Origin of the sequence: Paucilactobacillus nenjiangensis, assembly GCF_008632615.1 — a bacterium.
Lineage (GTDB): Bacteria > Bacillota > Bacilli > Lactobacillales > Lactobacillaceae > Paucilactobacillus > Paucilactobacillus nenjiangensis.
The window spans coordinates 1,360,208-1,373,358 of sequence record NZ_CP043939.1 but is presented as its reverse complement, the minus strand read 5'-3'; the positions used below and the strand labels follow the sequence as shown (position 1 = coordinate 1,373,358).

The following is a 13,151-nucleotide window of genomic DNA, read 5'->3' as shown; positions in this document are numbered from 1 at the left end:
TGTGACATATTAATTTGAAGGTAGGCGGGAACATGAAAAAAGGGGTACTATTGGTAAACTTGGGGACTCCAGACGCACCAGAAGCTCCTGAAGTACGAACATATTTAAGAAAGTTTTTAGCAGATCGACGGGTGATTGATATGCCAAGATTGGCGTGGATGCCGATATTGTACGGTATGATTTTACCTTTTCGACCAGCTAGATCAGCGGCATTGTACCGTAAAATTTGGACAGATGAGGGTTCACCGTTGCTGTTATATACGCAACAACAGTCTGAACAATTACAAACTTTGTTGCCTGACCGAATGGTTCGATTTGCGATGTGTTACAGCAATCCAAGCGTTGCGGATGTATTAAAGAAAATGGAAACAGCGGGAGTAGAAGACTTGACTGTGATTCCACTTTATTCTCAATATTCAACGACAACAATTGGGTCTGTCTTTGATCAAGTGATGACATATTATATGCATGCGATGTCACAGCCTAAGCTTCATTTCATTGATTCTTTCTACCAGTCACCAGCTTATATTCAGTTGCTGGCCAAGCAAATTAAAGATGCTCTACAAGAACATCCCAATGCGCACCTGGTCTTTTCATATCATGGCATTCCACAAAAGTATGCTGATAATGGAGATCCATATCCAGAACAATGTACTGCGACTACCGAAAAAGTAATGGAGTTGGTTGGAGATGTGGATTATACTCAATCATTTCAATCTAAATTTGGGCCGAGTCAATGGTTGCTACCGGCGACGGCAAATAAAATGCATGAATTACCCAAACAAGACATTAAAGATGTGATTGTAATTACTCCAGGATTTGTGGCTGATTGCTTGGAAACCTTGCAAGAAATTGGTCATGAAAACCGAGAATACTTTATGCAAAGTGGCGGAATTGACTTCACTTATGTGCATCCATTTAATGGCAGCATGGAGTTTACAAAATTAATGGCGACGCTAGTTCACTAGCCGGTCTGAAATTTGTATATTGAGTATGATTATGGTATAGTAGTCTAGTAAATTAAAACTCGTTAACGAGTGAGCAGGAATGCTCGCTCTTTTTATTGCAAAAATACTGGAGGTGCTCAGGTGAGTAGTGTTGTGGAAACAGTGACAGAAGTAGTAATGCCAATCATTGAAAAACAAAATTTTGAATTATACGATTTGGAGTTTGTCAAAGAGGGACAGAGCTGGTTCTTGCGAGTTTACATTGATAAGCCTGGCGGAATTACAATTGAAGAATGTGCCCAAGTAAGTGATTACTTAAGTGAAAAACTTGACGAAATGGATCCTGATCCAATTCCTCAAGCCTATTTTCTTGAGGTTTCATCACCTGGGGCAGAACGTCAACTGAAAAAGCCCAAAGATTATGAAAGCGCGATGAATAAATATATCAACGTCTCGCTGTATCAAGCTATCAACGGTAGCAAGATTTACGAAGGAACATTAATTGGTTTGACGGACGATGAGTTAACCTTAGATTATCTCGATAAGACTCGTCATAAAGAAATCACCATTGATCGTTCAAAAATTGCCAAAGCAAGATTAGCAATTAAGTTTTAAATCAAAGGAGTTGTGAACATGAATAAAGAATTAGTCGGAGCGTTAGATGCTCTGGAAAAAGAAAAAGGCATCAAAAAAGAAATTGTGATTGAAGCGTTAGAAGCTGCGTTAGTATCAGCCTACAAACGTAATTATGATCAAGCTCAAAATGTGGAAGTTGATTTTGATGCAGTTAAAGGTAATATCAAAGTTTATGCTGTAAAAACCGTTGTTGAAGAAGTTGAAGATGAACAACAACAAGTCAGCCTAGAAGGTGCACTTAAAGTCAGCCGAGGATATGAATTAGGCGATGAAATTCGTTATGAAGTTACTCCTCAAAACTTTGGCCGGATTGCGGCCCAAACAGCTAAGCAAGTCATTATGCAACGAGTTCACGAAGCAGAACGTAACGTGGTCTTCGAAAAGTATAGTGAATACGAAAATGAAATCGTGACTGGTGAAGTTGAACGCCAAGATAGTCGCTTTATCTATGTGAGCCTTGGTACAGTTGAGGCAGTAATGCCAGTCGCTGAACAAATGCCTAACGAAAGCTATAAAATGCATGATCGTATCCAAGTGTTTGTGACAAAGGTTGAAAACAGCACTAAGGGTCCTCAAGTGTTTGTTAGTCGGACAGCACCTGAACTTTTGAAGCGATTATTTGAAAAAGAAGTGCCAGAAATTTATGATGGAGTTGTAGAAATTATGTCCATCGCCCGTGAAGCTGGAGACCGTGCCAAAGTGGCCGTTCGTTCAAACGACGAAAACGTCGATCCAGTGGGAACTGCAGTTGGTCCTAAAGGTCAACGTGTTCAAGTAATCGTTAACGAATTAGGTGGCGAAAACATGGATATTGTTGAATGGGTCGATGATCCAGCACGTTATATTGCTAACGCACTGAACCCTGCCGAAGTTTTGGATGTAATTTTTGATCCAGAAAACGAGCGTTCATGCACGGTGGTTGTGCCAGATTATCAATTATCATTAGCCATTGGTAAGCGGGGGCAAAATGCTCGTTTAGCTGCTCGATTGACTAATTACAAAATTGACATCAAGCCAGAATCTGAAATGACAGATAATGCACCGGTTGATGACAATGATGTTGATACTGAAGAAACTGAAGATTAGTAGTTACACGACAGAGAGGTGAGTTACGTTGAAACAACGAAAAATACCAATGCGTAAAGACATCGTGACTGGCGAAATGATGCCAAAGAAAGAATTAATCCGTGTCGTACGTAACAAAGAAAATGAAGTTTCACTTGATCCAACTGGTAAAAAGCCGGGTCGAGGGGCATATGTGGCGATTGATGTTGACATAGCTAAGAAAGCCTTGAAAAATCGGACTTTTGATAAAGTTTTTGAAACATCAATTGAAGATTCGTTTTACGATGAATTAATTGAGTATGTCGATCATCAACAAGCACGCCGTGAGTTATTCAAAAATGAATAATGAACAAAAAGTACTTAATTTGCTTGGATTAACCAGACGAGCTGGTGAACTAATCTCCAGTGAAGATATCGTGTTAAAAGCAATTAAAAACCAAAAAGTTGCCTTTGTCTTTATTGCTAAAGACGCAGGGGCATCTACCAGTAAAAAATTTCAAGATAAATGTAAGTTTTACAAGATTGCTTATGATTTGTCATTTACTAAAGAACAATTAAATCAAGCAACCGGTCAACAAAGGACAATATACGGCGTCACCCAAAACGGATTCGCTAAAAAGTTCAAGGAGTTGCTAACTATGTAAAGGAGAGTGAACACATGGCTAAAGAACGAATTTATGAATTAGCAAAAGAATTAAACGTTGAAAGCAAAGTGGTCATTGATGCTGCTGAAAAAAAGGGCATTTCTGTCAAAAACCACATGTCTTCAATCGAAGATAAAGATGCTGCCAGCATCAGACAAACACTAAAAGGGGGAGCAAGTGCTCCTACTAAGAAACCAGCTGCACCTGCAAAGGCTGCTACTAGTTCTACTCCTGCCGCAAAGAAGCCAGCTGCTACTTCAAAGCCAGCTTCTTCAGCAAGTCATACGAGTCGTCCTGCAACCAGCAGCAACTCGCATACTCAATCAAATGGACAAAGCCGTCCTTCAAACAACAGCTCACGTCCACATTCAAACGGACAAAGTCGTCCATCAAATAACAGTTCACGACCACAATCAAATGGGCAAAACCGTTCATCAAACAATAACTCACGACCAAAATCAAATGGGCAAAACCATTCTTCAAACAATAGTTCACGTCCACATTCAAACGGTCAGAGTCGTCCATCGAATAACAGCTCACGTCCACAATCAAATGGACAAAGCCGTCCATCGAATAACAGTTCACGTCCACAATCAAACGGGCAAAGCCGTCCTTCGAACAACAGCTCACGTCCACAATCAAATGGACAAAGCCGTCCATCGAATAACAGTTCACGTCCACAATCAAACGGACAAAGCCGTCCTTCGAACAACAGCTCACGTCCACAATCAAATGGACAAAACCGTTCTTCAAACAACACCAGTAGCCGTCCATCAAATAATGGTGGTGGCCGCTTTGGTGGTAGTTTGAATTCTGGTGGTAATAGCGGTGGCAACAATAACCGTCGTGGCGGTAAGGGTGGTTACCGTGGTAACAACCAAAATCGTTACACAAAGAAAAAGAAGATTAAAGGTAACGGACGTATCAAGGAAACTGCAGTTCAAACTCCAGCTCCTACTCGTAAAGAACGTCCATTGCCAGATACATTAGTTTATTCAGTGGGCATGAATGCACAAGATTTAGGTAAAATTTTGCATCGCGAACCAGCCGAATTGATTAAAAAATTATTCATGCTTGGCGTAATGGTTAATCAAAACCAATCACTCGATGCTGATACGATTGAAATTTTAGCTGCAGATTATGGAATTGATGCTGAACAAAAGGCTGAAGTCGATGTAGCTGATATCGATAAGTTCTTTGATGAAGAACAAGAAAATCTTGAGAATGCAACACCACGCCCTCCAGTTGTTACTGTTATGGGACACGTTGATCATGGTAAAACTACTTTGCTTGATCAATTGCGTCATACACACGTTACTGAAGGCGAAGCTGGTGGTATTACTCAAGCCATTGGTGCTTATCAAGTTAAATATGACAACAAAATGATTACGTTCTTGGATACTCCTGGACATGCGGCCTTTACTGAAATGCGTGCTCGTGGAGCCAATGTGACTGATATTACTGTTTTAGTTGTTGCTGCTGATGATGGGGTTATGCCTCAAACTATCGAAGCAATTAATCATGCTAAAGCTGCCGGTACTCCAATCATCGTTGCGGTTAATAAGATTGACAAGCCAGGAGCAAATCCTGATCACGTCACTGAACAATTAGCTGCTTACGAATTGGTACCTGAATCATGGGGTGGAGACACAATCTTCGTTCAAATTTCTGCCAAATTTGGTAAGAATTTAGACGAATTACTCGACATGATTTTGCTCCAAGCAGAAGTGCTTGAATTAAAAGCGAACCCAGACCAACGTGCTGCTGGTTCAGTTGTTGAAGCTCGTTTGGACAAAGGTAAGGGTGCTGTAGCAACTTTACTTGTTCAACAAGGGACGATGCATGTTGGTGATCCTGTGGTTGTTGGGAACACTTATGGTCGTGTTCGGACAATGACAAATGAAAATGGTCGTCGTTTGAAGAAAGCAACACCTTCAACACCTATCGAAATCACTGGTTTAAGTGGTGTTCCAGATGCTGGTGACCGTTTCGTTGTCTTCGAAGACGAAAAGACTGCTCGTACTGCTGGTGAAGAACGTGCTAAACGTGCTTTACTGAAAGAACGTGCCAACACTAATCACGTTACTTTGGACAACTTGTTCGATTCTCTTAAAGAAGGCGAATTGAAGTCTGTTCCAGTTATTATTAAGGCAGACGTACAAGGTTCAGTTGAAGCTCTTGCTCAAAGCTTGAAGAAAATCAAGGTTGATGGTGTGAAGGTTGATATTATTCATACTGCCGTTGGTGCCATCAATGAAAGTGATGTTACTTTAGCCGAAGCATCAAATGCTATCATCATTGGCTTTAATGTGCGTCCTACACCTCAAGCTAAGGTTCAAGCAGAATCTGGCGAAGTTGATATTCGTCTTCACCGTGTTATCTATAACGCCATCGATGAAGTTGAATCAGCTATGAAGGGTATGCTCGAACCAGTCTATGTTGAAGAAGTAACTGGTGAAGTTGAAATTAAAGAACTTTACAAAGTTTCTAAAATTGGAACAATTGCTGGTGGAATGGTTACTACTGGACGTATTACTCGTGAAGCTGGAATTCGTTTAATCCGCGACGGCGTTGTTATCTATGAAGGTAAACTTGGTAGTTTGAAACGCTTCAAGGATGATGTTAAAGAAGTTAAAGCAGGATTTGATCTTGGTTTAACTATCGAAAACTACAATGATATCAAGGTTGGCGATGTTATTGAAGCCTACGTCATGAAAGAAGTTCCAGTGGAATAAAGAGGTACTGAAACAATTGGTCAGTTCTCGAGCATTAACGATGAATGTCGAAAATTACGGGTTAGGTAATTGAGAGATTTAAGTTAAGCAAGAGAATTGATTGTTGAAGTCCAATAAAATGGTATGATACAAACCGAATAATTTGCGAGCAATAACGAAGAATATTGAAGATTACTTTAGTAATCAAAATATTTAAGTTAGGTGAGTGAATTATTCGGTTTGTAAAACCCTAAAAAGTACTGAAACAATTGTTGAAGTCCAATAATATGGTGTGATACAAACCATAAAGTACGAAAACAATCATATCAATGGTTGTTCGAACCGAGTGGTTCATTGACGAAATGAATCGCATTAATAAAGGAGGTTCTTGATATGCCAGATAAACGTTATCGTGTGGGCCGATTAGGTCAAGAAATTCAAAAAGAAGTTTCTGATATCTTACTCAAAAGAGTTCGTGATCCACGAGTTGAAGGAATCACGATTACTGGAGTTGATGTGACCGGAGATTTACAACAGGCCACCATCTTTTACAGTATTTTGTCTGATAAAGCTTCGGATGCTTCTAAAGCACAAACTGGTTTGGAAAAATCTTCAGGTTTAATTCGAAGTGAATTAGGCTCACGCTTAAACATTTTCAAAACGCCTGAACTAATTTTTGAACAAGATCGTTCAGTTGCATATGGTTCTCGAATCGATCAACTTTTAAACGATTTGCATAAAAAAGAATAATACAAAAAATTACTTAACAGCTGTGATTTCACAGTCGTTAAGTAATTTTTTTGATTTAAATTCAATCTCAAGTTGAAAAGTTCAAGCTGAGTTTTGCTTAATAAAAAACTATTACGACTTTTATAGATATTTCCTGTATAATTAATGATTGTTGGAGGAATGGACATGAATGGAATTATTCCCTTATTTAAAGAACGTGGTATAACTAGCCACGATTGTGTCAGCAAGATACGAAAAATTTTACATACAAAAAAAGTAGGTCATTCAGGTACTTTGGATCCAAATGTGGATGGTGTGTTACCAATTGCCATTGGTAGTGCAACTAAGGTTGTTGAATTATTGATGGAATCTGGCAAGATGTATAAAGGTGAACTGTTGATTGGTTATGCAACTACAACACAAGACCTTGATGGTGAAATTATTGAAAGTAAGCCATTAACACAGCCATTTACAGATCAACAAATCAAAGAACAAATGTTAAAATTGACTGGTGATATTATTCAAATTCCACCAATGTATTCAGCCATTAAAGTTAATGGCCGGAAATTATATGAATACGCTCGTGCAGGAGAAACTGTCGAACGACCAAAACGGCAGATTCATATCTCGCGATTTGATTTAATTTCATCAACGTATGATGAAGAAAATCAGCAACAACGAGTTCGCTTTGAAGCTGAGTGTAGCAAAGGGACTTATATCAGAACCTTAGCCGTGGATTTGGCCAATTTGCTAGGTTATCCTGGGGTAATGAGTGATTTAACTCGAATTAAAAGTGGCGGCTTTAATATTGACCAAACCGTCACGTTAGCAGATATTCAAGCAGCAATGGATAACGGCACCATCGATGCTCTCTTAAATCCAATTGATATTGTACTAACCCAATATCCCAAAATTGAATTAACTGAGAAACAATGGAAGGGTGTCCAAAATGGTATGTGGATGAGGTTGTCAGAAATTGATAGCTCAGCTGATACAATTGCGATGCGTTATAATAATGAAATTAAAGCACTGTATTCACGTCATGAGGATGACAACAGTTACAAACCTTTGAAAATGTTTTCGGTGCAATAGGAAGTGAAAATGTGAAAGTAATTAATTTACATCAACCATTTAATCAAAATGAAATACCAGGTGGAGATATTGTGCTCGCGATGGGATTTTTTGATGGTGTCCATAGAGGACATCAGGCGGTGATTGCAGAGGCCAAGCAACGGGCCAAAGCACTCAAGTTACCACTGGCAGTCTTAACCTATGATCATCATCCATCAATTGTCTACACGACAACTAAAAACCAACAAACTTACTTGTCATCGCTGCCTCGTAAATTGTCATTGTTAGAAGCTCAAGGGGTAGATTTAGTTTATGTAGTTAGTTTTACCTCGGCGCTATCAGCTTTGGGGCCTCAACAGTTTGTTGATGATTACCTGGTAAGATTTCATACTAAAGTTGCTGTGGCTGGTTTTGATCATACATATGGGCCACCCGATATTTCAACGATGGATAAATTGGCCGGATACGCGAAGAGCCGATTTGAGGTGGTAATTGTGAAAAGTGAAAATGAAAATCAAGAAAAAATCAGTTCAACGAAAATTCGCTACTTATTGGACGATGGGAAAATTGCTGAAGCAAACGAGTTATTTGGATATGCATACCAAACAACGGGCTTAGTCGTTCATGGAGAAGCACGAGGTCGAACACTTGGTTTTCCAACGGCAAATATTGATTGGCCAATTGAGGAACGGATGCCACGAATAGGCGTGTATGCTGTTCAATTGAAAGTGTCGAATCAATGGTATAACGGAATGGCCTCAATTGGTCATAATGTTACGTTTGGGGATGCGCGACCAAAAACCTTGGAAATTAATTTATTCGATTTTAATCAAGCTATTTATGGTGAAAATGTCGAGGTTCGCTGGGTATCTTGGTTGCGAGATGAAGTTAAATATACAACCGTAGAAAATTTAATCAAACAGTTGCAACAAGATGAAATTGATAGTCGAAAAATCTTAGAGCGATATGTTGAAAAGATTAAAAATTAGTAGTATTATTTGATATGTAAAAGGAACTCAGCTGCTACTGAGTTCCCAGCGTGATTCTAGACACGTGAAATGGTGGAGCTAATCGTTATAATGACGGTTAGCTTTTTTTATGATTGCATATGCCGTTGCGAAGTTTATTATACTTCTTGATAGCAACCATAAAATTATGGCAACAGCCAAGGTTTTACCCCTCACGTTCCTAGTTGAGCACATAGAATCACCACCTCTTTTTTCCTATAATGTTGAAGGGAAGATTCATGTGTCAATCACTAAACACATCCATGGGGAGCAACCCCCATTTAGGTGTCTATCTAATAGATACGTTTAAAATTAGTTGAATACACTAAAAAAATCGTCCAAAATTGGGCGATTTCTTTATCGATGAAAGTTGAGCTTAATTTGGCATTCAGGGCAAAGACCGTGAACGGCAATTTCGTCACTGGAAATTGCATAACCAGACAAACTTTCAGCTTGTTTTTGAAGTTCATTTTCTAGTTTTGGATAATCTTTAAATGCAATATCTGTGATTTTCCCACAATTATCACAAATTGCATGGTAATGATGATGTTCAAAATAGTCATAATGAGTGCTACCATCACCATTTTGCAGTTCAATCACAATCCCATGTTCAACTAGGGTATTAAGTGTGTTGTAAATGGTTGCCGAGCCCAAGTTTGGCAGCTTTCGATTGAGGCCAGTCTTAATCATTTCAACAGTTGGATGTGTAGGGTGACTAGCTAAATAAGCCAAAATAATGTGTCGTTGAGCCGTTATTCTTAAGTTGTGTTTTTTGAGAACAGTGCGTGTCTGTTCAATTACATTTTCATCAGCCATTTTGCTAGATCCTTTCGATAAAAGTTACTTACTATATTAAAGCACTATTTGGCAAATGTTTCTAGATATCAAACTTAAAACTGAATTCTTTACTTTCCCAAATAAGACCACTATACTTAAAGATAGATTAGAATAATTCTAAACTAGGGGCAGAGAAATGAAGAATACTAACAAAAAAATTAGTTTGGCTGCGAGGGTCAATATCATTCGTGCCGGGGTTATGGGCGCAAATGATGGAATTGTCTCGGTAGCTGGGATTGTTATCGGGGTGGCTGGCGCCAGAGTCAGTACATACGCAATCTTATTGTCCGGCTTAGCGGGAATGTTAGCCGGCACTATTTCAATGGCCATGGGCGAATGGGTGTCAGTCAGCACCCAACGTGATAGTGAAAAAATGGCGATGATTCATGAAAAAGAGCGACTTGATAACAATTTCGGTCGTGAATTTGAGTATATCAAAAATAAATATGTTGCGACAGGTATTTCGGATACCTTAGCTGCGAAAGCAACCAATGAAATGCTGCAAGATCAGCCGCTAGAAGTGGGTGTTCGTGAACGTTATGGTTTTAATCCTAATGAAAAAACGAGTGCTATATCAGCGGCAATTGCTTCAATGATTTCTTTCCCAATTGGTTCAGCCTTACCGTTGCTGACAATTACTTTATTACGTAGTGGTAATGGAATTTTAGTAACGATGATTTCGGTGGTGATTGCATTAATCTTTACAGGTTGGGCAGCTGCCAAACTGGGCAATGCTGATCCGAAAAAAGCAGTTGTGAGAAATGTATTGGCAGGATTATTAACGATGGTGGTGACATATATTGTTGGAACGCAATTTGTATAATAAACGGGTGAAACAAGTGAAAGAGCCAACGGGTGAACAAACGCTAGCTGAAAAATCAAATACAATTCGTGCAGCAGTTTTAGGTGCTAATGATGGAATCTTAACTGTTGTCGGGGTGCTATTCTCAGTTGGGGTAGCAACTTCAAATCAAGCGACAATCATTGTGGCTGGTGTGTCAGATTTGATTGCGTGTGCCTTATCTATGTCGTCTGGTGAATATGCATCTGTTAGTTCACAAAAGGACACTGAGCAGGCGGTAGAACTGTCTGAACGCAAGTTGATTGATAATGACTTTGAACATGAAACTAGTCAGGTAGCAGACTATTACGTGAACCGTGGCGTGTCGACGGCGACTGCCAATGAAATTGCCCAAGAACTAATGGAAAAGAAGCCCTTGGAAACCGTTTTGAGGACGAAACATGATTTAGAATACGGTCACTACATGGATCCATGGCAAGCGGCCTTTTCTTCGATGTTTGCAGCGGCCTCAGGTGGGCTATTCCCCTTGATGGCAATTATCCTGTTTCCTGCAGATATTAAATGGGCAGGGACAATTTTAGCGGTGCTCTTATCAGTTACACTGACCGGCTTTTTAAGTGCTAAGCTCGGCGACGGACTGGTCAAGATTGCCATTTTCCGAAATGTAATTGTGGGGATTATTACGATGTTTATTCACTTTTACGTTGGGACTTTACTTTAATACGTTTGAATCAATTTAGAGACTAGCTTCTTAATATGAAGGCTAGTCTTTTTTAGCTCGATTTCTGACCGGGTAGGCGTTTTAAGCCAATTTTTGTAAGTATCAACCACCCCGTAAGCAATGAAATGAGTGATGAAATCTAATTCCTCTCGACCAAGCGTGCTTTCGGTCTTTGATTCTTTTAACAATGCCTCAGCCAAAATATTTTTACAGTCATCCAGTAAAAATGAATAGTCATTGTTTTTTGAAATGTGAGCAAAAATATCAATCTTTTCTAACATCATGTGTGTCAGGCCGTCGATAAAAGAATCTAAATTAAATCTGTCGCTGGCGTTGATGATGTCAGACACCTGTTGAGTTAACTCAGCTTCAAATTCATCGAGCACGTCGTTGATGGAGTGGTAGTGTAAATAAAAAGTTTTACGATCAATATCAGCCGTTCTAGCTAATTCGCTGACCGTAATTTCAGTGAAAATGTGCTTTTGCAAGAGGGTGATTAGTGCAGTTTGAATTGCTCGTTTAGTTTTCTTAACTCTTCGATCCATATTGACCCCATCTTTCTGTTTGTTGTTGAATAATCTATAGCTTGTTGAATATTGCCGTTGTTTTTAATTATTAATCACCATACCATAGATTTATCCTCAAGTGGGGAAAAAGTATAGTGAGGTAATATTTATGATTGAGCAATTATATAATTCATATCCGACAGATTACAGGTTACAAGATTTATTGCAGACCTTTTCGTTTAGCAATCCACATATTGGCTTTGTGCTGACGGTCGCAGGAATTACGTTTCTAATGGGTTATTTGGAGTATATGTATAGTTTTGCGTTAGTTTTATGGGAAAAGAGTGCACCGTTTCCTATTTGGATGCACACGTTTTATTTTGCACATGATTCGACTGGAGCAATCGTTTTTGCCCTCGCGGCATTGGCAAATAATAATTTTTGGTTCTTCTGGTCAGCTTCAGGCGCACTAATGGTTTGGAATCTGTTTGAAATTTTCAATTTATATAAAGCAATCACAGTTGAAAGAAACGAGATATGGGGCCACTTATATCCGAATGGTCAAGTGACAGTGGGACAGGCCTTTTGGAAAGTTGTCGTCCAAATCATTATGATGATTGCGATTGTTAACTTGTTCCGGGCCTTTATGCACGATCCATACATGTTCAAATGGTTCATCTTTACTAATGTCATTATGGCCATTTTTCCTGGACTCTACTGGGAACAACGAAAAACACAAACGGGTGGATCAATGAGATTGGCGATTGTCATCTTTATTGGCACCTTGAATAGCTTTATTCTAATGAATATGTGGGCATTGAGCAGTCATTACTTCTCGATGGCGGCGAATCCATGGTTTTACCTAATCGGAATTGTGTCAATTGCATATTCGATTCGGTCACTTTGGAAGTATCGTCAATTACCAGCCAAGCCACAACTATTTAATGGTAAAAAACGCATTTGGTAATCAAAAAAGTTACTTTGAAAATTTATCAAAGTAACTTTTTTTAGTGTCGTGATGACCGGTGTGAACCGCCAGCTTTACCACCTTTAATTACGTGGCGTTTAAATTTAGTTTTATTTTCATTAACGAGTTTAAAATTTTTCATTTTGTACGCAAATGGTTCGTCGCTCATCCGTTGTTTTGTCCAAAATTGCATATCTCCAATCATTTTTTCTAGCGTGACTAATTGTGAAGGATTATTTTCACGCACCGCTTCATCGTGAATATCAGACTGGAGCCGTAAGACTAAGTTTTGATGATACTTGAGTAATTCCATCGTTAAGTCGGCTTTACGATATTGATTGAACAAACCTTGGATGGTTTCCATTGCTTCTTTGACATTGCTTGGTTGAACATAACGATTTTTTTCTGTATCTGACATGAGAGCTCCTAATATTAAAATTAATTCAAAATTTTGGTAAATTACTTTATCATACAAAGTCTAAGTCGTTTGTGGAAGATTTTGATA

Annotated in this window: 15 protein-coding genes; 12 read left to right on the top strand and 3 right to left on the bottom strand. The window is 39.0% G+C overall.

The window, feature by feature from the left end; translation table 11 throughout:
* Positions 1–32 precede the first annotated feature (32 nt).
* The 9 genes from hemH (at position 33) to ribF (ending at position 8,795) form a co-directional block, all read left to right on the top strand.
* Positions 33–968 carry a ferrochelatase gene (gene hemH, locus F0161_RS07040; RefSeq protein WP_150204165.1) on the top strand — a complete coding sequence of 312 codons (936 nt, stop codon included), beginning with the start codon at positions 33–35 and terminating at the stop codon, positions 966–968.
* Between the two features lie 120 nt (positions 969–1,088).
* Complete coding sequence (gene rimP / locus F0161_RS07035; protein WP_150204164.1) at positions 1,089–1,562, top strand: ribosome maturation factor RimP; 474 nt, start codon at positions 1,089–1,091, stop codon at positions 1,560–1,562.
* An 18-nt stretch (positions 1,563–1,580) separates the two neighbouring features.
* Entirely contained in the window at positions 1,581–2,669 is a 1,089-nt protein-coding gene (gene nusA / locus F0161_RS07030) for a transcription termination factor NusA (protein WP_150204163.1), read from the top strand.
* 28 nt (positions 2,670–2,697) lie between these two features.
* Positions 2,698–2,994 carry an RNase P modulator RnpM gene (gene rnpM / locus F0161_RS07025; protein WP_137601140.1) on the top strand — a complete coding sequence of 99 codons (297 nt, stop codon included), beginning with the start codon at positions 2,698–2,700 and terminating at the stop codon, positions 2,992–2,994.
* Positions 2,987–3,292 (top strand): L7Ae/L30e/S12e/Gadd45 family ribosomal protein, encoded by a 306-nt coding sequence (locus tag F0161_RS07020; RefSeq protein ID WP_137601139.1) that lies wholly within the window; start codon positions 2,987–2,989, stop codon positions 3,290–3,292. Before rnpM ends, F0161_RS07020 begins: the two co-directional genes overlap by 8 nt.
* 14 nt (positions 3,293–3,306) lie before the next feature.
* A complete protein-coding gene (gene infB, locus F0161_RS07015) occupies positions 3,307–6,027 on the top strand; it encodes a translation initiation factor IF-2 (protein ID WP_150204162.1) in 2,721 nt (906 codons plus the stop codon).
* A 372-nt stretch (positions 6,028–6,399) separates the two neighbouring features.
* A complete protein-coding gene (gene rbfA / locus F0161_RS07010) occupies positions 6,400–6,756 on the top strand; it encodes a 30S ribosome-binding factor RbfA (protein ID WP_150204161.1) in 357 nt (118 codons plus the stop codon).
* A 165-nt stretch (positions 6,757–6,921) separates the two neighbouring features.
* A complete protein-coding gene (gene truB / locus F0161_RS07005; protein WP_137601136.1) occupies positions 6,922–7,827 on the top strand; it encodes a tRNA pseudouridine(55) synthase TruB in 906 nt (301 codons plus the stop codon).
* Between the two features lie 11 nt (positions 7,828–7,838).
* Complete coding sequence (gene ribF, locus F0161_RS07000; protein ID WP_150204160.1) at positions 7,839–8,795, top strand: riboflavin biosynthesis protein RibF; 957 nt, start codon at positions 7,839–7,841, stop codon at positions 8,793–8,795.
* A gap of 375 nt (positions 8,796–9,170) precedes the next feature.
* Here the strand turns inward: ribF and F0161_RS06995 are convergent, their stop codons facing one another.
* Positions 9,171–9,629: a Fur family transcriptional regulator gene (locus F0161_RS06995; protein ID WP_137601134.1), complete on the bottom strand. Its 459-nt coding sequence runs from the start codon at positions 9,627–9,629 to the stop codon at positions 9,171–9,173.
* 157 nt (positions 9,630–9,786) lie between these two features.
* On the opposite strand from F0161_RS06995, the gene F0161_RS06990 reads away from it, so the two are divergent.
* On the top strand, positions 9,787–10,473 hold the full coding sequence (locus tag F0161_RS06990; RefSeq protein WP_137601133.1) for a VIT1/CCC1 transporter family protein: 687 nt from the start codon (positions 9,787–9,789) through the stop codon (positions 10,471–10,473).
* On the top strand, positions 10,454–11,173 hold the full coding sequence (locus tag F0161_RS06985) for a VIT1/CCC1 transporter family protein (RefSeq protein ID WP_225420260.1): 720 nt from the start codon (positions 10,454–10,456) through the stop codon (positions 11,171–11,173). Before F0161_RS06990 ends, F0161_RS06985 begins: the two co-directional genes overlap by 20 nt.
* Here the strand turns inward: F0161_RS06985 and F0161_RS06980 are convergent.
* Positions 11,170–11,718 (bottom strand): TetR/AcrR family transcriptional regulator, encoded by a 549-nt coding sequence (locus tag F0161_RS06980; protein ID WP_137601132.1) that lies wholly within the window; start codon positions 11,716–11,718, stop codon positions 11,170–11,172. The two genes, F0161_RS06985 and F0161_RS06980, sit on opposite strands and share 4 nt — an antisense overlap.
* A gap of 130 nt (positions 11,719–11,848) precedes the next feature.
* On the opposite strand from F0161_RS06980, the gene F0161_RS06975 reads away from it, so the two are divergent.
* Complete coding sequence (locus F0161_RS06975; RefSeq protein ID WP_150204159.1) at positions 11,849–12,646, top strand: hypothetical protein; 798 nt, start codon at positions 11,849–11,851, stop codon at positions 12,644–12,646.
* Between the two features lie 40 nt (positions 12,647–12,686).
* Here F0161_RS06975 and F0161_RS06970 read toward each other — a convergent pair whose 3' ends face one another.
* Positions 12,687–13,064 (bottom strand): hypothetical protein, encoded by a 378-nt coding sequence (locus F0161_RS06970; RefSeq protein ID WP_150204158.1) that lies wholly within the window; start codon positions 13,062–13,064, stop codon positions 12,687–12,689.
* Positions 13,065–13,151: the final 87 nt, after the last annotated feature.

Coding starts and splice junctions, on each gene's coding strand:
- hemH (WP_150204165.1), top strand. CDS start 33: ATGAAAAAAGGGGTACTATTGGTAAACTTGGGGACTCCAGACGCACCA.
- nusA (WP_150204163.1), top strand. CDS start 1,581: ATGAATAAAGAATTAGTCGGAGCGTTAGATGCTCTGGAAAAAGAAAAA.
- F0161_RS07020 (WP_137601139.1), top strand. CDS start 2,987: ATGAATAATGAACAAAAAGTACTTAATTTGCTTGGATTAACCAGACGA.
- infB (WP_150204162.1), top strand. CDS start 3,307: ATGGCTAAAGAACGAATTTATGAATTAGCAAAAGAATTAAACGTTGAA.
- rbfA (WP_150204161.1), top strand. CDS start 6,400: ATGCCAGATAAACGTTATCGTGTGGGCCGATTAGGTCAAGAAATTCAA.
- truB (WP_137601136.1), top strand. CDS start 6,922: ATGAATGGAATTATTCCCTTATTTAAAGAACGTGGTATAACTAGCCAC.
- F0161_RS06995 (WP_137601134.1), bottom strand. CDS start 9,629: ATGGCTGATGAAAATGTAATTGAACAGACACGCACTGTTCTCAAAAAA.
- F0161_RS06990 (WP_137601133.1), top strand. CDS start 9,787: ATGAAGAATACTAACAAAAAAATTAGTTTGGCTGCGAGGGTCAATATC.
- F0161_RS06980 (WP_137601132.1), bottom strand. CDS start 11,718: ATGGATCGAAGAGTTAAGAAAACTAAACGAGCAATTCAAACTGCACTA.
- F0161_RS06975 (WP_150204159.1), top strand. CDS start 11,849: ATGATTGAGCAATTATATAATTCATATCCGACAGATTACAGGTTACAA.
- F0161_RS06970 (WP_150204158.1), bottom strand. CDS start 13,064: ATGTCAGATACAGAAAAAAATCGTTATGTTCAACCAAGCAATGTCAAA.